Consider the following 18,743-nt stretch of genomic DNA (forward strand, 5'->3'; position numbering starts at 1 on the left):
CCCCTAGAAGACACCACGGTCAGTCAGAGGCTGAGTCAGACCGACCGGGTGACCCGCTCCCACATCATCACTGTCAGAGGCCGCCGGCGACGCGCAGGACGGTGCCGGTGGTGTAGGTGGCGTCGGGGCCGAGCAGCCAGGCGATGGCGCCGGCGACCTCGTCGGGTTCGCCGGGGCGGCCCAGTGGGATGCGGGCGGCGGCCCGCTCGGGTCGGTCGGGTTGGCCGGAGAGGGCGTGGATGTCGGTGCGGATGATGCCGGGGGCGACGGCGTTGACGCGGATGCCGCGGGGGGCGAGTTCCTTGGCGAGGCCCGTGGTGAGGGTGTCGGTGGCGGCCTTGACGGCGGCGTAGTGGACGTACTCGCCGGGGCTGCCGAGGGTGGCGGCGGCGGAGGAGACGTTGACGATGGCGGCGCCGTCGCTCATCCGGCGGGCGGCCTGCTGGGCGCAGAGGACGTAGCCGATGAGGTTGACGTCGACGACGTGGCGCAGGTCGGCGGGGTCGAGGTCGACGAACGCGCCGATGGGGCTGGTGACGCCGGCGTTGTTGACCAGGCCGGTGATCGGGCCGAGGTCGGCGGCGGCGTCGAACAGGGCGGTGACCTGCTCGGGGTCGCGGGTGTCGGCGGGTACGGCGAGGCCGCGTACGCCGGTGGCTTCGATGTCGGCGAGCACGGCGGTGGCGGCGGTGTGGTCGCGGCGGTAGCTGAAGGCGACGTGGTGCCCGGCGTGGGCGAGGCGGCGGGCGGTGGCGGCGCCGATGCCGCGGCTGCCGCCGGTGATGACGGTGACCGGTCGCATGTGCCCCTCCCCTGTCGTGGCTGCGGGGCCGACGCTACCGGCGGGCGGCGTGGGGCGGGCCGGTGGGTGGGCGCATAGGCTCGGGCGCGTCGGTGGACGGTGACGTGGAGGTGCGCGGTGGCGGGTGTGGGTGTCGGCGACGTGGTGCGGGACTTCGAGTTGCCCGACGAGACGGGTACGCCGCGGCGGCTGTCGGAGTTCCTGGCCGCCGGTCCGGTGGTGTTGTTCTTCTATCCGGCGGCGTTGACGCGGGGGTGCACGGCGGAGAGTTGCCACTTCCGGGACCTGGCGGCGGAGTTCGCGGCGGTGGGTGCGACGCGGGTGGGCATCAGCCGCGATCCGGTGGCGAAGCAGGCGGAGTTCTCCCGCCGGCACGGGTTCGACTATCCCCTGCTGTCGGACGTCGACGGCACGGTCGCTGACCTGTTCGGGGTGCGGCGGCGGCTGCCGTTGGGTGCGCTGAGCACGCGGCGGATGACGTTCGTGATCGGCACCGACCGGCGGGTCGTCGAGGTGGTCCACAGTGAGTTGAACATGAACGACCACGCGGACGCGGCGTTGCGGGCGCTGGGGGGTTGATCTTTCGCTTGTCGGCGTGGGCTGGTATCAAGGCAGGCGTCTGAACAGGTGTACGAGGGGAAGAGGTTGCTGATGGGTGCTGCTGGCCAGGGTTTGTCCACTGACGAGGTGCAGAGCATCCGGGAGGCGCTGGCGGCGGGCCGCAAGCCGAAGGTGGTGTTCACCGCCTCGGCGGGTCAGGTCGCCGGGCAGGTGGGTCAGGTGGTGGAGCTGACCGACCCGGCCGTGTCGGACGAGTTCGTGGTGGTCCGGTTCGGTCGCGACGAGTTGCCCTTCTCCCCCGCCGACGTGGCGGTGGCGCCGCGCGGCGCCGGGCGCAAGGCGGCGGAGCCGCAGCCGGAGACGCCGGAGCCCGAGCCGGTGGCGCCGGCGGAGCCGGAGTTCGTGTTGGACCGGGTGCCGCAGCAGCGGCGGGAGGAGCCGAAGGTGGAGACGGCGGAGCCGAAGCCCGCCCCGGCGCGCAAGGCGGTGAAGGCCGTGAAGCCGAAGGGGCCGGCGGGGCTGACGGTGACGCTGGCGTACGCCGACGGTGAGTGGACGGTCGCGGCGCAGCAGGGCAGCAAGTCCCTGGCGAAGCCGTACGTGGTGAAGCCGGCGGAGGCGCTGCGGATGGTGGCGTTGGTGGACGTGCCGGGCGTGCAGGAGGCGGTGGAGCAGATCATGGCCGCGGAGCGGGCCGAGGCGGAGCAGCAGGCGGAGAAGCTGCGCGCGGAGCTGGCGGAGATCGAGGCGCGTCTGGCGGAGCTGCGCGAGGCGCACTGACGCGGACGGCCGGCGGGGTGGGTGGCGGTGCCGCTCGCCCCGCCGGCGCTGGCGGTTGTGGTGGTCGACGAGCCTGCCGACGCGCCGGGTGGCGGCGAGGTCGGGCTGGCTGGCGGGCGGCTTTGGGTGGTCAGGCGCGCGGGCCCAGGAACAGGCCGCCACTGGCGTCGATGACCTGACCGGTGACCCAGCGTGCGGCGTCGGAGGCGAGGAACGCGACCACGTCGGCGACGTCGCCGGGCTCGCCCAGCCGGTCGAGTGCCGTCATTGCGGTGATCAGCTCGGCCAGGCCCGGTGTCTCGAAGACCGGCCCGTTGGTCGCGGTCCGGGTGGCGCCGGGCGCGACCGCGTTCACCGTGATGCCCCTGGCGCCGAGCTGGTTGGCCAACGTCAGGGTCATCGTCTCGACCGCGCCCTTGGTCATGGCGAACGACGTCTGGGTGGCGTTGGCCATCCGGGTCGCCGCGGACGAGATCGTGATGATCCGGCCGCCGTCGCGCAGCAGGGGCAATGCGCGCTCGATGATGAAGTACGGCGCCCGTACGTTGACCGCGAACAGATGGTCGAAGGCTGCTCGTGTCGTGGCGCCGAGCGGGCCGGCGGGTGGCGCCGCCGCGTTGTTGACGAGGATGTCGAGTGGTCGCCCGGCGAGGCTGGCCTCGACCCCCGCGAACAGTGTCTCGACATCCGCGTCCACGCCCAGTTCCGCGCCGACGGCGTACGCCGTTGCACCGTCCCGCAGGATCTGGTCGACCGTTGCCGTCGCGCCGTCCCTGTCCGTGCCGAAGTGCGCGACGACGACCGCTCCCCGCGCTGCCAGCCGGATCGCGATCGCCTGGCCTATGCCGCGTGACGCGCCGGTCACCAGGGCTGTCCTACCCATCAGATCACCCATGATGTTAGGTACTCCCAACTTGTTAGTGACTACCAGTGCGATAGTGTCTACCACATGAGGGAGCGGCACTCGACACTGCGGGAGCAACGACGGGCCGAGACGCAGCGCGTGATCCAGGCGCACGCGGTGCGGTTGTTCGTCGAGCGCGGGTACGACGGCACGACCGTCAACGACGTCGCAGCGGCCGCGGGCGTGTCTGCGATGACGGTGTACCGGCACTTCCCGACGAAGGAGGACCTCGTGCTGGTCGACCAGAACGGCCCGCTGGTCGCCGAACGGATCGCCGCGACGCCGGCCGGGCAGCCCCTGGTGCGCCGCATCGGCAGCGCGCTGGTCGACTCGGCGCGGACGCTGACCGCCGGCGACGACCGGCTCCTGCTGGCCCGACTGCGGCTGATGATCTCGACGCCCGCCCTGCGCGCCCGACACCTGGACAACCACTACGTGCTGCAACAAGCGATCGTGGACGGCCTCGGGGACGAGGCCGCCGATCCGGACACGGCCTTCCACGCCGCGGCGGCGGCCAGCGCCTGCCTGGCCGCCATGCACACCGCGCTGGTGCGGTGGGCGAAGGACGACGGGCGTACCGATCTGCCCGACCTGATCGCGAAGGCGTTCGCGGCGGCCTTCGGCGACATCACGCTCCGGCAGGAGCAATCCCCGCACGCGAGCCGCTGAGCGCGGTGTCACGCGAACGCGCGATCCACCTGCGCGTCGAGCAGCGCCAGCGCCTCGTCGGCGGTGTAGTGGCCGATCAGCACCGGCCCGAGCAGTCCTTGGGTGAGCCAGAACAGCACTGTCGCCTCATCCTGTCGGCCGGCCGGCAACCGGGCCGCCACCAGGGCCAGAACGCGGCGGTAGCTTTCGCGTAGCGCCTGTGCGTACGCCGGAGTCACGACAGCGCGGTTGAAGAAGGCGATCGAGACGGCCGCCTCCTGCCGGGACGCCTTCGTCGACGGCAGCACCTCGGCAAGCATCGCCCGAACCACCTCCTTGGGCGTGGGGTCCGGTAGTGCCTCGAGCCGATCCTCCAGGCGACGGCTGACCCGCTCGCCCAGGTGCTCGAGGGCGAACATGAGCATCTCGTCCTTCGTGCGGAAATAGTGCTGCACCATCCCCATCGAGACACCGGCCTCGGCGGCGACGTCGCGCAGGCTCACCGCTTCGCTACCGCTTGTCTCGACCACACGGAACACGGCCTCCGCGAACGCCCGCCGCCGCTCATCGACATCCACCCTCTTCGGCAAGCCGCGCCCTCCCCCTGTCGACCGTTGCAATGCGGGTGCATTGCAACGGCGCCTCACGCTGTTAGCATGTCAAGTGTATTGCAAAACGGAAGGCGGGCGAATGATCAGGACGGCACGCAGCGGAGACGTCAGCATCGCGTACGAGGAGTTCGGGCGGCCTGACGGCGAGCCACTGCTGCTTATCATCGGCCTGTCGTTCCAGATGGTGTGGTGGCCGGAAGACTTCTGCGAGCAGCTCGCCGAGCGGGGCTTCCACGTGGTCCGGTTCGACAATCGCGACAGCGGTCTGTCCTCACGATGCGCCGGGACCAGGTACACCGCGCAGGACATGGCCTCCGATGCCCTGGCTGTCATGGACGACCTGGGCTGGGAGTCGGCCCACGTCGCCGGCGCTTCGCTCGGCTCGGCCATCGCTCAGGTCGTCGCGATCACGGCGCCGAGGCGGGTCAGGAGCCTGACCTGCATCATGAGCGGTGGCGTCGGCGGAGCCTGGAACACCCTGCGCGTCCTGCGCTTCGGCACCTTGGCCAAGCTGATGACCAGGCGCCACTCGCCCGACCGTGAGGGCCAGATCCAGGCGCAGATGGATGTCATCCAGGCGATGTCGTCACCGCACCATCCCTTCGAGGCGGAGTGGACGCGGCGTGCTGCGGCCACCGCCGCCGATCGCGGCGGTCTGGACAACGCCGCGATGCAGCGCCAGTTCGCCGCCGGGCGCACGACCGGCGATTTGACGACACGACTGCGCGGGCTGGACATGCCCGTGCTCGTGGTGCACGGCGAGGACGACCCGCTCATCCGCCCGCGAGCGAGCCGGGACATCGCCTCAGCGATCCGCGGTGCCCGCCTGGTCGTGTACCCGGCGATGGGACACGAGATTCCCCGCCACCTGTACGGCACGCTGGCAGACAGGATCCGCGCGATCGCCAGGGTCGGTCAGCCGTAGCTCGGTGCTGCGGTGAGCGAAGGCCCCTCACGGTGGCCGGCGTGCTCGTGCGCGCCGCCCTCGGCTCCGGGCCCCGGTGACGCGACGCGGCCGCGGGGTCGGCGCGGGAGGAGGGTCGCGTCGACCCTGCGGCCGGCGCGGGCGGTGGCGGCGGGACCCGCCGTCACCCGCCGTGGGCGGGTCAGTGGCGCGGGATGTGGGCCACCCCGATGCGCTTGCGGAACACCCAGTACGTCCAGCCCTGGTAGGCCAGCACGATGGGGGTGAACACCACCGCCACCCAGGTCATGATCTTCAGGGTGTAGGGGGTGGAGGCGGCGTTGGTGGCGGTCAGCGTCCCCGCCGCGTCGAGCGTGGAGGGCAGCACGTTCGGGAAGAGCGCCGCGAAGAGCGTCGCCACGGCCAGCGCGATGGCCACGGCGGTGCCGGTGAACGCCCAGCCCTCGCGGCGGGCGCGGGCGGCGGTGAGGCCGCCGAGCAGGGCGAGGGCCGCGCCGACGGCGAGCACGACGGCGGCGGTGCTGGAGCGGATGGTCAGCGTCCAGGTCAGGAACGCCACCGCGAGCACGGCGGCGGCCACGCCCACGCGTACCGCGAGGGCGGCGGCGCGCTCGCGGACCTCGCCGACGGTCTTCAGGGCGATGAACACGGCGCCGTGGGTGAGGAACAGGGCCGCGGTGGTGGCGCCGCCGAGCAGGGCGTACGGGTTGAGCAGGTCGAGCAGGCCGCCGACGTACTCGTGTTCGGCGTCGAGCGGCACGCCGCGCAGGATGTTGGCGAACGCCACGCCCCACAGGATCGCCGGCACCACCGAGCCGACGAAGATGGCGGTGTCCCAGCGGCGTTTCCAGGACGCCTCGGGGCGCTTGTGGCGGTATTCGAAGGCGACGCCGCGGATGATCAGGGCGAGCAGGATCAGCAGCAGCGGCAGGTAGAAGCCGGAGAACAGGGTGGCGTACCACTCGGGAAACGCGGCGAACATGGCGCCGCCGGCGGTGATGAGCCAGACCTCGTTGCCGTCCCAGACGGGGCCGATGGTGTTGATCAGGACGCGGCGTTCCCGGTCGTCGCGGCCGAGTACGGGCAGCAGCATGCCGACGCCGAAGTCGAAGCCCTCGAGGATGAAGTACCCGGTGAACAGGACCGCGACGAGCAGGAACCAGATGGTGGTGAGTTCCACGGTTGTCTCCGGTGATCAGTAGGCGAACGCGAGCGGGCGCTCGGCGTCGTCGTGGGTGCCGTCGATGTCGGGGTCGGGGGTCAGGTCGGGTACGCCGGCCTTGGCGTAGCGCAGCAGCAGTTTGACCTCGACGACGGCGAGGGTGGCGTAGATGAGGGTGAAGGCGGTGAAGGAGGTGAGCACCTCGGTGAGCGAGACGCTGCGCGAGACGCCGTCGCGGGTGAGCATCTCGCCGAAGACGATCCACGGCTGGCGGCCCATCTCGGTGAAGATCCAGCCGAAGGAGTTCGCCGCGAGGGGCAGCAGGGGCATGACCAGGCCGGCGCGCAGCAGCCACTTGCTGGTGGGGGTGCGGCCCTTGCGTTGGCTCCAGAGCACCAGCAGGGCGATGGCGGCGGCGGCCATCCCGAAGCCGATCATGAAGCGGAAGCTCCAGTAGGTGACCGGGATGATCGGGGTGTAGCTGCCGGCGCCGTACTGGGCGGCGTACTGGGCCTGCAGGTCGTTGATGCCGTGCACGGTGCCGTTGGGGTCGCCGGTGCCCAGCCAGGACAGCAGGTGCGGGATCTTGAGGGCGAACAGTTCGCGGCTGCCGTCGAGGCTGCCGACGGTGAGTACGGAGAACGAGGCGGGGCTCTCGGTGGTGTAGAGGCCCTCGGCGGCGGCCATCTTCATCGGCTGCACCTGGGTCATGATCTTGCCCTGGATGTCGCCGGTGATGGCCACGGCGGCGGCGGAGACCAGGGTGACCCAGGAGCCGAACTTCGCGGCGAAGCGGTAGGCGGGGGTGTCGGTGGATTCACGGTTGCGTACCAGGTGCCACATGGCGACGGCGACCAGCAGCGAGCCGGCCACCAGGAACGCGCCGGCGATGGTGTGCGGGAAGGTGATCATGGCGACCTTGTTGGTCAGCACGGCCACGAAGTCGGTGAGTTCGGCGCGGCCGGTGTCGGGGTTGATCCGGTAGCCGACCGGGTTCTGCATGAACGAGTTCGCCGCGAGGATGAAGTACGCGCTGAGGTTGCTGCCGATCGCGGCGGCCCAGATGGCGGCCAGGTGCAGCCGCTTGGGCAGCCGGTCCCAGCCGAAGATCCACAGGCCGATGAAGGTGGACTCCAGGAAGAACGCGACAAGCGCCTCGATCGCCAGGGGGGCGCCGAAGATGTCGCCGACGAAGCGGGAGTAGTCGCTCCAGTTCATGCCGAACTGGAACTCCTGCACGATGCCGGTCACCACGCCCATCGCGAAGTTGATCAGGAAGAGCTTGCCGTAGAACTTGGTGAGCTTCAGGTACTTCTCGTCGCCGGTGCGGTGCCACATCGTCTGCAGGATCGCCACCAGCACGGACAGGCCGATGGTCAACGGCACGAAGAGAAAGTGGTAGACGGTGGTGACACCGAACTGCCAGCGGGCGACGTCCAACGCGTCCACCAGTGACCCCCAGGCTGTGCATACTACGAGACGTAGTAAATACTACCGCTCGTCGTAGACGAATCGGCAGGGGCGGGGGTCCCGAAGCGACCTGGGACCAATGACCCTGATCACCTCTGCCGGACGGCCCCGGCGCTGCGCGCCCCGCGCCATGCGGGGTGGCGCGCGCGTGCGACCATGCGCGCTGATGGACACCACCCGCCCGACCTGGCAGCCACCGCTGATCTGGCGTGCCGCGCAACTGCTCGCCCGCGTCGTCGTCGCGCTCCTGGCCCGCCTGGAGGTCAGCGGCGACGTGCCCGAGGCGCTGCGCCGGGGCCCGCTGATCCTGGCCGCCAACCACATCAGCCCGTGCGACCCCGTCGTGCTCGCCGCCGCCTGCCGCGCCCGGGGCGTCGCCCCCCGGATCATGGCCACCGGCGGGCTGTTCCGCACCCCCGTCATCGGCGCCGCGATGCGCCACGCCGGGCACCTGCGCGTCGACCGGGGCACCGCCGCCGTCGGCCGGGCCCTCGACGACGCCGCCACCGCGGTCGCCGCCGGCTCGGTGATCCTGGTCTACCCGGAGGGCCGCATCGGCCTGGACCCCGGCTTGTGGCCCGAACGCGGCAAGACCGGCACCGCCCGCCTCGCCCTGGCCTGCGGGGCGCCGGTCATCCCGGTCGCCCAGTGGGGCTCCCACGAGGTGGTGCCCTACCGCGCCCCGAAGGGGCTGCTGCGCGGCATCGCCCGTTCCCTGGTGCGCCGTCCTGTCGTGCGGGTGCACTTCGGCGACCCGGTGGACCTCGCCGACCTGACGCCGGCAACCCCGGGCGCCGCCCTGCGCGCCACCGACCGGATCATCGACGCCATCACCGAGTCGCTGGTGCCGTTGCGGCCCGACGAGCCCGACAGGCCCCGCCACGTCGACCCGGGTCGCCCGATCGACACCAGCCGCTCCCAGCGCTCCGGAAGAACCTGATCCCCGGCGTGGGCACAATGGCGAGGTGACCCGCCTGCGCCTGCCGCTGCTCGTCGTCGCCCTGCTCGTCCTCGTCTGCGCAGGCGGGTACGCCGTCCTACGGTCGGCGTACCACGACGAGAAGGACCGCCGGGATCTCATCGACCTGACCCGCCCCTCCCCCTGGCCTCCCGACGACCTGCTGGTCCCCGACGACCTGCCCCGCTCCGGCGCCCTCGGCTGGCTGGACCGGCTCGGTCTCGACATCGCCTACGGCCTGCGCACCCACGACGGCCGTACGGTGCCCGTGGTGTGGCAGCAGCACCACCCGGCCCCCGACGGGTCCCTGGCCGACGGGGTCGACTGCGGCGTCCGGACTATCTACGTCTGCACCGACGCCGGCGACGGTCTCACCCTCGTCGTGACCCGGGACACCGACAACAGCGACCCCGCCACCGCGCTGTACCTCTTCGCCCGCGACCAGGTGCTCAGCGTCAGCGTGCAGGGTCCGGATCCGGTGACCGTCGACGACCTGCGTGGTCCGCTCACCCGCACCCACCACCCCTCCGACGGCGAGCTGCTCGCCCTGCTGCGCGGACCCGGCTACCAGACGGACTGGAGCTGACCCGGTCTGGCCGCCGGCCGGTCACCCGCCGGCCACCGCGCCCCGGCATACTCCCCGCGTGACCCACGCCTACCTCGACGGCCCCGCCCCGCTGGCCTTCGCCCACCGGGGCGGCGCCGCCGAGGGCGACGAGAACACCGCCGCGGCGTTCGCCCGGGCGATCGGGCTCGGCTACCGGTACGTCGAGACCGACGTGCACGGCACCGCCGACGGCGTCGCGGTGGTCTTCCACGACGCCACGCTGGCCCGGGTCACGGGCGAGCCGGGGCGCATCGCCGACCTGCGCTGGGCCGACCTGGCCTCGGTACGCGTCGGCGGCGCCGCCGTGGTCCCCCGCCTCGACGAGGTCCTCGACGCCTGGCCGCAGGTGCGCTTCAACATCGACGTCAAGGCCGACGGCGGCGTCGAGCCTACCGTGGCCACCGTCGCGCGCGTCGGAGCCGGCAACCGGGTGCTGCTGGCCTCGTTCAGCGACGCCCGGCTGGCCCGGCTGCGCGCCCTGACGCAGGGGCAGGTCGCCAGCAGCCTCGGCATGCGCGGGGTGGCCCGGCTACGGATGGCGTCGCTGACCGGGCGGGCGCTGCGACTGCCCCCGTCGGTGGTCGCCGCGCAGGTGCCGGTGCGCTACGGGCGGGTGCCCGTGGTGGACCGCCGGTTCCTGCGACACGCCCACCGACTCGGACTGCACGTGCATGTCTGGACGATCGACGAACCTGCCGAGATGCACGAGTTACTCGACCTCGGAGTGGATGGCATCATGACCGATCACGTCGGCGTGCTGCGCGACGTGTATCACAGCCGCGGCCACTGGGCCGCCTGAACCGTTCGAAGGACCCCGATGGCCGAGACCGTCACCCCCGCCGTGGACGACACCCCCGCCCCGGCGAGCACCCGCCGCGAACGCAGCGGCTGGTACTTCTACGACTGGGCGATGTCCGCCTTCTCCACCACCGTCATCACCGTCTTCCTCGGCCCGTTCCTGACCACCGTCACCGAACTCGCCGCCGGCTGCGAACTGGGCGCCGACACCTGCGACGGCTACGTGTACCCGCTGGGCATCAAGGTCGCCGCCGGCTCGTACTTCCCGTACCTCGTGTCGCTGTCGGTGTTCCTCACCGTGTTCGCGCTGCCGATCGTCGGCGCGATCGCCGACCGCTCGGCACACAAGAAGCGGCTGCTCGCCGCCGCCGCCTTCATCGGCGCCGGCGCGACCGTCGGCATGCTCTTCGTCACCGGCGACCGGTACCTGCTCGGCGGGGCGCTGTTCATGGCCGCCAACATCGCCTTCGGCGCCGGTGTCGTGGTCTACAACTCGTTCCTGCCGCAGCTCGGCGGCCCCGACGACCGCGACGGCATCTCCAGCCGCGGCTGGGCGCTGGGCTACCTGGGCGGCGGCCTGCTGCTGGCGCTCAACCTCGTCGCGGTCAGCATGCTCGGCGAGGAGGGCAACCACCAGCGCACCCTCGACCTGGCCCGCTGGTCGATCGTGTCCGCCGGCGTGTGGTGGGCGGCGTTCACCCTGATCCCGCTGCGCTGGCTGCGCGAGCACCCCACGGCCGCCGCGCGGGCCGGCGGCAACCCGGTCACCGACGGGTTCCGGCAGCTCGGCCGCACCCTGCGCGAGATCAAGGCGTACCCGCTGACGCTGTTCTTCCTGCTGGCGTTCCTGGTCTACAACGACGGCATCCAGACCGTCATCGCCCTGGCCAGCCAGTACGGCACCGAGGAGCTGAAGCTCGGGCAGAGCACCCTGATCGTCACCATCCTGCTGGTGCAGTTCCTGGCCTTCGGCGGCGCGTTGCTGCTCGGCGCCCTCGCCAAGCGCATCGGCGCCTGGAAGACCGTGCTGATCAGCCTGGTGCTGTGGACCGGGGTGATCCTCGGCGCGTTCCGACTGCCCGCCGAGGCGCCGGTGCCGTTCATGATCCTCGGCGCCGCCATCGGCCTGGTGCTCGGCGGCAGCCAGGCCCTGAGCCGGTCGCTGTTCAGCCAGCTCATCCCCGCCGGCAAGGAGGGCGAGTACTACGGCTTCTACGAGATCAGCGACAAGGGCACCAGCTGGCTCGGCCCGCTGGCCTTCGGCATCGTGTTCCAGCTCACCAACTCCTACCGGGTGGGCCTGGTCTCCCTGCTGATCTTCTTCGTCGTCGGGTTCCTGCTGCTGCTGGCCGTGCCGATCCGCCGGGCGATCGTCGCCGCCGGCAACACCCCGCCCCGGGTGCTCTGAGCAACGCGGACCCGTCCGCACCGGCCGGATCAGCGGGCGTCGATCGGCTAGGCTGCCCGACCGTGACCGTCCACGCCACCGCCCCGACCTGCCTGGCGCGCCCGCCGCTGGGCCCCGACGACTCCCCCGCCGGGTGCGCCGCGGCGCGGGGCGTGGACGGGCGTCCGCTGCACGCGGCGGCGTTGAAGTTCTTCTGGGGGCCGATGGACTGCGGCAAGTCCACGATGGCGTTGCAGATGAACCACAACCACTCCCGGCAGGGCCGCCGCGGCCTCGTCACCACGCGCATCGACCGCTCGCTCGGCCCGCAGGTCACCACGCGCATCGGCCTGGCGCACGAGGCCGTCGAGGTCACCGACGAGCTGGACCTGCGCACCCTGGTGCGCGACACCTGGGCCGAGGGCGTCCGCGTCGACTACCTGATCTGCGACGAGGCGTCGTTCTACAACCTGGAGCACATCGAGCAGATGGCGGAGCTGGTCGACAGCTACGACGTCGACGTGTACGCGTTCGGGCTGGCCACCGACTTCCGCTCGTGCCTGTTCCCGGCCGCGCAGCGGCTGTTCGAACTGGCCGACGAGGTGGCCCGCATCCAGGTCGAAGTGCTCTGCTGGTGCGGCCGGGAAGGGCTGCTCAACGCCCGGGTGGTCGACGGCCGGGTGGTGCGCGAGGGCCTGCAGGTGGTCATCGGGGACACCGTGGACAGCGCCGAGGTGCGCTACCAGGTGCTCTGCCGCCGGCACTACCGCGCGGGCGAGCTCGGCCCCCGCCGCTGAGGCGTCAGTACGGGTCGCCGCACACCCGCCAGTCGCCGTCCTCGCGCACCACCGACAGCTTCCGCTCCTCGGTGAGGCCGCTGTCGCGGGTCAGCCGCACCGCCACCGTGCCGCGCGGGCTGCCGCCCCGGGTCGCCACCGACACGTCGACGATCTCGTAGCCGTTGACCAGCGGCGGGGTGCGCAGCCAGCTCGTGAACCCGATCGGGCTCCACCGGCTGCGCGCGTCGGCGCAGAGCCGGTCGTACGCGCCGTCGGTGTCGCCCGCCGCCACCGACCGCAGGAACCCGTCCGCGGTCTCCCGCACCGGGCCGCTGGCCTGCGTGACCACCTGCACGTTCCAGGCGCCCAGCCCGGCGACCCCGATGCAGCACAGCAGCACGGTCACGCCCGCGAACACCAACCCGGTACGCACCGGGCGGCCCCGACGGGCCGGCCGGCTCCACGGCTGCTCAGCGCCCACCCGTCGACCGTAGAGAACCGGTGGGCCCGCCCGCAGGAAAGTCGGCCCTGTCGCCCCCGTACCGGCCGGTCGGGTCGCGGTCGCCGCCGGCGCCAGGCACGGCCGGGGCCGGGCACGGCACGCGCGGTCACGGCTCGATGAGCCCGGCCCGGATGGCGTAGCGGGTCAGTTCCAGCCGGTCCCGGAGGCCGAGCTTCTGCAGCAGGTTGGCCCGGTGCCGCTCGACGGTCTTGACGCTGATGAACAGCAGGCGGGCGATCTCCTTGGAGGAGTGGCCCTCGGCGACGAGCTTGAGGATCTCCTCCTCGCGTTCGGTGATGGCCCTGGCCGGCACGCTCTCGCCCCGCGCGCTGCGTTCCAGGTAGGTGCGGATGAGGGCGTTGATGGCACCGGGATAGAGGAACGGTTCGTCGCGTACGGCGGCGCGGCAGGCCTCCACCAGGTCGCGGTCGGCGACGGACTTGAGCACGTAGCCGTTGGCGCCGACCTTGAGGGCCTCGAAGAAGTACTGCTCGTTGTCGTACATGGTCAGGATGAGGATGCGCAGGCCCGGCTGCTGCCGGGACATCTCCCGGGCCGCCTGGAGGCCGGTCAGCCGCGGCATGGCGATGTCGAGGATGGCCAGGTCGGGACGCTCGGTCTGGGCCAGGGCGATGGCCTCCGCGCCGTCGCCGGCCTCCGCCACGACGGTCAGGTCCGGTTCGCTGTCGAGGATGAGGCGCACGCCACGGCGGACGAGGGCGTGGTCGTCGGCGAGCAGGATGCGGGTGGTCACGGCCGGCCCTCCCGGTCACCGACCGGCACCCGCAGCCGCACCTCGGTGCCGCCACCCGGGCCGGATCCCACGCTGAGCTGGGCGCCGATGAGCAGGGCCCGCTCCCGCATGCCGCGTACGCCCGCGCCCTCGGCGGCGTCGCCGATGCCCCGGCCGTCGTCGCGGATCCGCAGCTGCACGTGGCCCGGTCGACGGGTCAGCGACAGCTCGACGGTGGCGGCCCGCGCGTGCCGGACGGTGTTGGTCAGGGCCTCCTGCGCCACCCGGTAGATCACCAGTTCGGCCTCGCCGTCGAGGGCGGGCAGGTCGGCGTCGAGGTGCTGGCGCACGGACAGGTCCGTGTGCCCGGTGACCTCCGTGACGAGCGCCTTGAGGGCGCTGGTCAGGCCGAGCTCCTCCAGTACGCCGGGGCGCAGCCGGCGCGCGATGCGGCGGATCTCGTCGAGGCTGTCGCGGGTGGTCTCCTGCACCTGGGCGAGTTGGGCGCGGACCGGTTCGGGCGCGTGCCGGGCGACCTGCTTGAGTTCGAGCAGGACCGCGGTCAGGGTCTGGCCGACCTCGTCGTGCAGTTCCTGGGCGACGCGCCGGCGCTCGGCCTCCTGGGCGGACAGGGCGCTGGCCGCGCTGGTGGCCCGCTCCGCCTCCAGCCGGTCGATCATGGCGTTGAAGGCGCGGATCAGGTCCGCGATGCCGGCCTGCCCGGCCGGGACCGGGCGAGGCTCGGGCTGCAGCAGGTCGATGGTGGTCATGGCGCGGGTCAGCCGGTGCAGCGGCGCGAGGCCGACGCGCAGCAGCGCGGCGTTGGCGACCAGCATCGCGGCGAGGCCCACGGTCAGCACGAGGGCCTCGGTGAGCAGCACGGGGGTGGACACCGTGACCGGGCCGAGCAGCAGCAGCGTGGCGGCGACGAGTACGGCGGCGTTGAGCAGGAAGATCCGCCAGAACAGCGACACGACGGCACCTCCCCTCCCGCTCCGGTTCCGACGCCCTGCGACTCCGGCGCTCGTCCGCGCTTCGTGACGCGGCGGGCCGGCACACGCCGCGGCGGTGATCACCCTCGTCATGGCCAGCCTGTCGGCCGGGGCGCGTCCTGTAAATGCGTGCCGGCACCCATTATCGCCGCAGGTCCGCCGGGCCGCCGACGGGCCGCGTCGACCGGGTCGGCGGCAAATGGGTGTCAGCCCCGATGTCGACCCGCAGCCGACCGATGACCATGAACGCGAGCCCGGGGCCGGGAGCCGCTCCGGGCTCCGATCCCTCGTGCCCGGCTCCCACTGTCGCCGCCCGTGCGGGCGTTCCCCGCCGCGCCGCGCCGAACCCGGGAGGACCCTGTGAACCGTCATCCGATGGTGACCGAACCCGCGCCACCGGAAGCTCAGACGGTCACCTGCGCGCAGCGGCGCGCCGGGGTGGAGCACGGTCCGCCGGGCGGGTGCCCGTGAGCGCGTGGCCCGCCCTCGCCGCGATCGTCATCTTCACGGTCGCCTTCGTCTTCATCGCCACCGAGAAGATCAACCGGGTCGCGGTGGTGCTGGGCGCCGCCGGCCTGATGGCCGCGCTCGGGCTGGTACCCGGCTCGGACGTGTTCTACGCGCACCACGCCGGCATCGACTGGGACGTCATCTTCCTGCTCCTCGGCATGATGATCATCGTCGGGGTGATCAAGCAGACCGGCGTGTTCGAGTTCATGGCGATCTGGGCCGCCCAGCGCTCGCAGGGGCGGCCGTACCGGCTGATGGTGCTGCTCGTCGCGATCACCGGTATCGCCTCGCCGGTCCTGGACAACGTCACCACGGTCATGCTGGTCGCCCCGATCACCATCTCCGTGTGCCGCCGGCTGGGCATGCCCGCCGCGCCGTTCCTGATCGCCGAGGTGCTCGCCGCCAACATCGGCGGCGCGGCCACGCTGATCGGCGACCCACCCAACATCATCATCGGCAGCCGGGCCGGGCTGAGCTTCAACGACTTCCTCTGGCACATGGCCCCGGTCACGGTGCTGATGTTCCTGGCGTTCCTGGTGCTGGCGCGGGTCATGTTCCGCCGGGCGTTCGTGCACCGCCCCGAGCAGTTCGAGGCGGTACGCGACATGGACGCCCGCGCCGCCATCACCGACCCGCGGTTGCTGATCCGCTGCCTGGTCGTGCTCGGCCTGGTGATCGTCGCCTTCACGCTCCACACGGTGATCCACATCGACGTGGCCGTCGTCGCGCTGCTCGGTGCGGGGCTGATGGTCCTGGTGTCCAGGACGGACAAGTCGGCCTACCTGGGCGAGGTCGAATGGCCGACGCTGGTGTTCTTCACCGGCCTGTTCGTGATGGTCGCCGGCCTGACCGAGACCGGGGTGATCAGCTGGATCGGCGAACGGGCCAGCGACGCCGTCGGCGACAACTACTTCGCGGCGGCGACGGGCCTGGTCTTCGGCTCGGCGGTGCTCGGCGCGTTCTTCGACAACATCCCCTACGCGGCGACCATGGCGCCGATCGTGGAGGGCCTCGTCGCGGGGGCCCCGGATCCGGGTACCGGCCAGGCGCTGTGGTGGTCCTTCGCCCTGGGCGCCGACCTGAGCGGCAACGGCACGGCCGTGGCGGCCAGCGCCAACATCGTCGTGCTGGGCATCGCCGCCCGCGCCAAGGAGCCGATCAGCTTCTGGCAGTTCACCCGGTACGGCATCGTCACCACGATCATGACCACGGTGATCGCCTGGGTGTACGTGTGGCTGCGCTACTTCGTGGCGTAGGCCAGTCCGCTGTGCGACACGACAGGAGGCAATGATGCAGATAGAACGCATGCCGCTGCCCGGCATCGGGGTCGGCTACACCCTGCACACCGGGGAAGGACAGGTGATCGGGGTCGTCTGCCATCGCGGCGGCCGGCGGGACGTCGTCGTCTACGCCCCCGGCGACCCGGACACCGTGGAACGGTCCGTGACCCTCAGCCCGACCGAGGCGCAGGAGGTGGCCGAGCTGCTGCACCCCATCGCCACCATCGATCACGTCACGCACCTGGAACGCCACCGGGAGGCGATCAGCGTCGTCGAGCTGCCGGTGACGGCGGCGTCGCCCTACGACGGCCGGACCCTGGCCGAGGCCGTGGCGCGCATCAACGGGGTGAGCGTCGTCGGCGTCGTCCGCGACGGGCGGACGGTCACCGCACCGGGGCTGGGGCACGTCCTCGCCCACGGCGACGTCCTGATCGTCGCCGGCGGCCAGCAGAGCATCGAGGCGCTGAGCCGGGCGCTGATCCACACGGACCCGTAGGCCGCTGCACACGGAACCCCGTAGGCCGCGCGGGCACCGGCCGGTGGATGCCACCCAGGCGCGGCATCCACCGCCCGCCGGCACCTCAGCCGCGGCGGCGGGCCCGAGCCGCCCAGATGGCGTACGCGGGATCGCGGTCGAGGTTGTGCCGGTCCCGGTCGTAGCGGCGGGTGGTGCGCGGATCGGCGTGGCCCATCGCGTCCTGCACGTCCTCCAGGGGCACGCCCTCGGCGCGGGCGGTGGTGGCGAACGCGTGCCGCAACGAGTGCGGCGACAGCCTCGCCCACGCCGGGATGCCGGCCGTGCGGGCCAGCCGGCGCACCAGCCGGAACATGGCGTGCCGGTCCAGCCGGGCCCCGCTGGCGGTGACCAGCAGCGGGCCGGTCAGCTCGTGCACCGCCACGCCCTGCGCGGCGGCCCGCTGGGCCAGGTACGCGTCGACCGCGTACGCGGTGCCGGGGGTCAGGGCGCGGCGGCGGGACCTGCCGCCCTTGCCGATGAACCGCACACTGCGGTGGCCCCGTTCGGCGCCGAGGTCGGCCAGGTCGAGTGAGACCAGCTCCCCCACGCGCAGGCCGAGGTCGGCCAGCAACGCGATCGCGGCCCGGTTGCGGGCGGCGGTCGGCCCGGTGTCGGCCTCGGCGGCGGCGAGCAGCGCGTCGACCTCCTCAGGGGCGAGCCCGACGGTCGCGGAGTGGTCCCGGTCGATGCGGGGGCGGTCGGCGCCGGCGACCGGGTTGGCCTCGACCGCGCGCAGCTTGACCAGGAAGTCGTACCAGCTGGACAGGGCGGAGAGCCGGCGGGCGACGGTGGCGGGGGTCAGCGGCTTGCCGCTGCGCGCGCCGAGTGTGGCCTCCAGCGCCCGGCCGTACTCGTTGACGTGCAGGAAGTTCGCCTGCAACGGGTCCAGTTCGCGGGCCGCGCACCATGCGAGCCAGCCGGCGACGTCCCGCCGGTACGCGTCGCGGGTGTGCTCGGACAGCCGCCGGTTGCGCAGCCACGCCTCGGTGAAGTCGACGGGCCCCCCGGGCAGGGCCAGCGGGGTGGGCCGGCTTGGCCGCGCCGGAGCGTTCGGGGAGAGCATGTGAAAAAGGTTCTCAGCTTCGGGTCGAGAACGGGAGGAGGCGCGCCCTACGCGATCGGGCCGGGCCGCCCGGTGGCCCTACTGATCGGGCGCGGGGCACGATCGTGTCTCACCGTTGGCAGTGGGCTTCTTCGCGTACCCCACTCAGATCGAGCTACGGCGTACCCGGTAGCGCAGGTGCAGCACCCGGTTGCCCTGGATCGTCACGTCAGGATCCTCCAGCAGGTGCTGCGCGTGGACCGACCCGAAGTAGCGCTTGCCGGACCCGAACACGACGGGTACGACGTCCATGCGTACCTCGTCGACCAGGCCCGCGGCAAGCACCTGGCCACCGACGTCGCCGGCGGCGACCTCGACTGTGCGGTCGCCCGCAAGCTCCTGCGCCTTGGCCACGGCTGCCTCGACGCCGTCGACGAAGTGGAACGGCGCCTCGGGGTCCCAGCCCTCGGGCTCCGGCCGGTGCGTCACGACGACCACGTGGTCGACCTCGCCCGGAGGCTTCCCGTCCCAGCCGTCCGTCATGTCGAAGACGTGGCGGCCGACGATTGTCGCCCCGATCTGGTCCCAGTACGCCCGGGTGTAGTCGTAGGACGTCTGCGACACCTTCAGCTCGCCGCTGGAGTCCAGCGGCACGTCACCGCTGGACAACCAGTCGAACAGCGGCCCGGGCTGGTCGTTCTCGTCCGCGACGAAGCCGTCCACCGACACCGAGCTGTACATGACCACCTTGCCCATGGGGCGCTCCTCTGCTGTG

Annotated in this window: 21 protein-coding genes; 11 read left to right on the forward strand and 10 right to left on the reverse strand. The window is 72.2% G+C overall.

The window, feature by feature from the left end:
• Positions 1-73: 73 nt before the first annotated feature.
• Positions 74-802, reverse strand: coding sequence for an SDR family oxidoreductase (locus ACPXCB_RS22060; protein WP_425877461.1), 729 nt, complete (start codon positions 800-802; stop codon positions 74-76).
• 117 nt (positions 803-919) lie between these two features.
• Between ACPXCB_RS22060 and ACPXCB_RS22065 the strand changes: the two genes are divergently transcribed.
• Positions 920-1,381 (forward strand): peroxiredoxin, encoded by a 462-nt coding sequence (locus ACPXCB_RS22065; RefSeq protein ID WP_425877462.1) that lies wholly within the window; start codon positions 920-922, stop codon positions 1,379-1,381.
• A gap of 72 nt (positions 1,382-1,453) precedes the next feature.
• Entirely contained in the window at positions 1,454-2,143 is a 690-nt protein-coding gene (locus tag ACPXCB_RS22070; RefSeq protein WP_425877463.1) for a hypothetical protein, read from the forward strand.
• Between the two features lie 130 nt (positions 2,144-2,273).
• Here ACPXCB_RS22070 and ACPXCB_RS22075 read toward each other — a convergent pair whose 3' ends face one another.
• The gene (locus tag ACPXCB_RS22075) at positions 2,274-3,026 is read right to left on the reverse strand and encodes an SDR family oxidoreductase (protein WP_425877464.1); all 753 of its coding nucleotides are present in this window, start codon (positions 3,024-3,026) and stop codon (positions 2,274-2,276) included.
• Positions 3,027-3,092: 66 nt separating this feature from the next.
• Here ACPXCB_RS22075 and ACPXCB_RS22080 point away from each other — a divergent pair, with 66 nt between their 5' ends.
• The gene (locus tag ACPXCB_RS22080; protein WP_425877465.1) at positions 3,093-3,716 is read left to right on the forward strand and encodes a TetR/AcrR family transcriptional regulator; all 624 of its coding nucleotides are present in this window, start codon (positions 3,093-3,095) and stop codon (positions 3,714-3,716) included.
• Positions 3,717-3,724: 8 nt separating this feature from the next.
• Here ACPXCB_RS22080 and ACPXCB_RS22085 read toward each other — a convergent pair whose 3' ends face one another.
• On the reverse strand, positions 3,725-4,273 hold the full coding sequence (locus ACPXCB_RS22085) for a TetR/AcrR family transcriptional regulator (protein ID WP_425877466.1): 549 nt from the start codon (positions 4,271-4,273) through the stop codon (positions 3,725-3,727).
• A gap of 112 nt (positions 4,274-4,385) precedes the next feature.
• Here ACPXCB_RS22085 and ACPXCB_RS22090 point away from each other — a divergent pair, with 112 nt between their 5' ends.
• Positions 4,386-5,231 carry an alpha/beta fold hydrolase gene (locus ACPXCB_RS22090; RefSeq protein WP_425877467.1) on the forward strand — a complete coding sequence of 282 codons (846 nt, stop codon included), beginning with the start codon at positions 4,386-4,388 and terminating at the stop codon, positions 5,229-5,231.
• Between the two features lie 181 nt (positions 5,232-5,412).
• Here ACPXCB_RS22090 and cydB read toward each other — a convergent pair whose 3' ends face one another.
• Both cydB and ACPXCB_RS22100 read right to left on the reverse strand, forming a co-directional pair.
• Positions 5,413-6,411, reverse strand: coding sequence for a cytochrome d ubiquinol oxidase subunit II (cydB, locus tag ACPXCB_RS22095; RefSeq protein WP_425877468.1), 999 nt, complete (start codon positions 6,409-6,411; stop codon positions 5,413-5,415).
• Positions 6,412-6,426: 15 nt separating this feature from the next.
• Positions 6,427-7,842: a cytochrome ubiquinol oxidase subunit I gene (locus tag ACPXCB_RS22100; protein ID WP_425877469.1), complete on the reverse strand. Its 1,416-nt coding sequence runs from the start codon at positions 7,840-7,842 to the stop codon at positions 6,427-6,429.
• A gap of 187 nt (positions 7,843-8,029) precedes the next feature.
• Between ACPXCB_RS22100 and ACPXCB_RS22105 the strand changes: the two genes are divergently transcribed.
• From ACPXCB_RS22105 to ACPXCB_RS22125, 5 genes are all read left to right on the forward strand, one after another.
• Positions 8,030-8,803, forward strand: a complete 774-nt coding sequence (locus tag ACPXCB_RS22105; RefSeq protein ID WP_425877470.1) for a lysophospholipid acyltransferase family protein — start codon at positions 8,030-8,032, stop codon at positions 8,801-8,803.
• A 25-nt stretch (positions 8,804-8,828) separates the two neighbouring features.
• Positions 8,829-9,407: a hypothetical protein gene (locus ACPXCB_RS22110; RefSeq protein WP_425877471.1), complete on the forward strand. Its 579-nt coding sequence runs from the start codon at positions 8,829-8,831 to the stop codon at positions 9,405-9,407.
• A 58-nt stretch (positions 9,408-9,465) separates the two neighbouring features.
• Positions 9,466-10,227: a glycerophosphodiester phosphodiesterase gene (locus ACPXCB_RS22115; protein ID WP_425877472.1), complete on the forward strand. Its 762-nt coding sequence runs from the start codon at positions 9,466-9,468 to the stop codon at positions 10,225-10,227.
• A gap of 18 nt (positions 10,228-10,245) precedes the next feature.
• Positions 10,246-11,634, forward strand: a complete 1,389-nt coding sequence (locus ACPXCB_RS22120) for an MFS transporter (protein WP_425877473.1) — start codon at positions 10,246-10,248, stop codon at positions 11,632-11,634.
• Between the two features lie 62 nt (positions 11,635-11,696).
• Positions 11,697-12,410, forward strand: a complete 714-nt coding sequence (locus ACPXCB_RS22125) for a thymidine kinase (protein WP_425877474.1) — start codon at positions 11,697-11,699, stop codon at positions 12,408-12,410.
• 4 nt (positions 12,411-12,414) lie between these two features.
• Here the strand turns inward: ACPXCB_RS22125 and ACPXCB_RS22130 are convergent, their stop codons facing one another.
• The 3 genes from ACPXCB_RS22130 to ACPXCB_RS22140 form a co-directional block, all read right to left on the reverse strand.
• The gene (locus ACPXCB_RS22130; protein WP_425877475.1) at positions 12,415-12,873 is read right to left on the reverse strand and encodes a hypothetical protein; all 459 of its coding nucleotides are present in this window, start codon (positions 12,871-12,873) and stop codon (positions 12,415-12,417) included.
• A 127-nt stretch (positions 12,874-13,000) separates the two neighbouring features.
• The gene (locus ACPXCB_RS22135) at positions 13,001-13,648 is read right to left on the reverse strand and encodes a response regulator (RefSeq protein ID WP_425877476.1); all 648 of its coding nucleotides are present in this window, start codon (positions 13,646-13,648) and stop codon (positions 13,001-13,003) included.
• Positions 13,645-14,601 (reverse strand): HAMP domain-containing sensor histidine kinase, encoded by a 957-nt coding sequence (locus ACPXCB_RS22140; protein WP_425877477.1) that lies wholly within the window; start codon positions 14,599-14,601, stop codon positions 13,645-13,647. Before ACPXCB_RS22140 ends, ACPXCB_RS22135 begins: the two co-directional genes overlap by 4 nt.
• A gap of 485 nt (positions 14,602-15,086) precedes the next feature.
• On the opposite strand from ACPXCB_RS22140, the gene ACPXCB_RS22145 reads away from it, so the two are divergent.
• Together ACPXCB_RS22145 and ACPXCB_RS22150 are read left to right on the forward strand one after the other, a co-directional pair.
• Positions 15,087-16,385, forward strand: a complete 1,299-nt coding sequence (locus ACPXCB_RS22145) for an SLC13 family permease (RefSeq protein WP_425877478.1) — start codon at positions 15,087-15,089, stop codon at positions 16,383-16,385.
• A 34-nt stretch (positions 16,386-16,419) separates the two neighbouring features.
• On the forward strand, positions 16,420-16,905 hold the full coding sequence (locus ACPXCB_RS22150; protein ID WP_425877479.1) for a cation:proton antiporter regulatory subunit: 486 nt from the start codon (positions 16,420-16,422) through the stop codon (positions 16,903-16,905).
• A gap of 85 nt (positions 16,906-16,990) precedes the next feature.
• Here the strand turns inward: ACPXCB_RS22150 and ACPXCB_RS22155 are convergent, their stop codons facing one another.
• Both ACPXCB_RS22155 and ACPXCB_RS22160 read right to left on the reverse strand, forming a co-directional pair.
• Complete coding sequence (locus tag ACPXCB_RS22155; RefSeq protein WP_425877480.1) at positions 16,991-17,989, reverse strand: tyrosine-type recombinase/integrase; 999 nt, start codon at positions 17,987-17,989, stop codon at positions 16,991-16,993.
• A gap of 144 nt (positions 17,990-18,133) precedes the next feature.
• Positions 18,134-18,724 carry a dihydrofolate reductase family protein gene (locus tag ACPXCB_RS22160; protein WP_425877481.1) on the reverse strand — a complete coding sequence of 197 codons (591 nt, stop codon included), beginning with the start codon at positions 18,722-18,724 and terminating at the stop codon, positions 18,134-18,136.
• Positions 18,725-18,743 lie beyond the last annotated feature (19 nt).

It is taken from the genome of Micromonospora sp. DT62 (assembly GCF_049847285.1).
Taxonomy (GTDB): Bacteria; Actinomycetota; Actinomycetes; order Mycobacteriales; family Micromonosporaceae; genus Micromonospora; species Micromonospora reichwaldensis.

Excerpts from the sequence above, each read along its gene's own strand:
- ACPXCB_RS22155 (WP_425877480.1), bottom strand. The coding sequence starts at position 17,989 with ATGCTCTCCCCGAACGCTCCGGCGCGGCCAAGCCGGCCCACCCCGCTG.
- ACPXCB_RS22080 (WP_425877465.1), top strand. The coding sequence starts at position 3,093 with ATGAGGGAGCGGCACTCGACACTGCGGGAGCAACGACGGGCCGAGACG.
- ACPXCB_RS22090 (WP_425877467.1), top strand. The coding sequence starts at position 4,386 with ATGATCAGGACGGCACGCAGCGGAGACGTCAGCATCGCGTACGAGGAG.
- ACPXCB_RS22160 (WP_425877481.1), bottom strand. The coding sequence starts at position 18,724 with ATGGGCAAGGTGGTCATGTACAGCTCGGTGTCGGTGGACGGCTTCGTC.
- ACPXCB_RS22070 (WP_425877463.1), top strand. The coding sequence starts at position 1,454 with ATGGGTGCTGCTGGCCAGGGTTTGTCCACTGACGAGGTGCAGAGCATC.
- ACPXCB_RS22105 (WP_425877470.1), top strand. The coding sequence starts at position 8,030 with ATGGACACCACCCGCCCGACCTGGCAGCCACCGCTGATCTGGCGTGCC.
- ACPXCB_RS22150 (WP_425877479.1), top strand. The coding sequence starts at position 16,420 with ATGCAGATAGAACGCATGCCGCTGCCCGGCATCGGGGTCGGCTACACC.
- ACPXCB_RS22075 (WP_425877464.1), bottom strand. The coding sequence starts at position 3,026 with ATGGGTAGGACAGCCCTGGTGACCGGCGCGTCACGCGGCATAGGCCAG.
- ACPXCB_RS22120 (WP_425877473.1), top strand. The coding sequence starts at position 10,246 with ATGGCCGAGACCGTCACCCCCGCCGTGGACGACACCCCCGCCCCGGCG.
- ACPXCB_RS22060 (WP_425877461.1), bottom strand. The coding sequence starts at position 802 with ATGCGACCGGTCACCGTCATCACCGGCGGCAGCCGCGGCATCGGCGCC.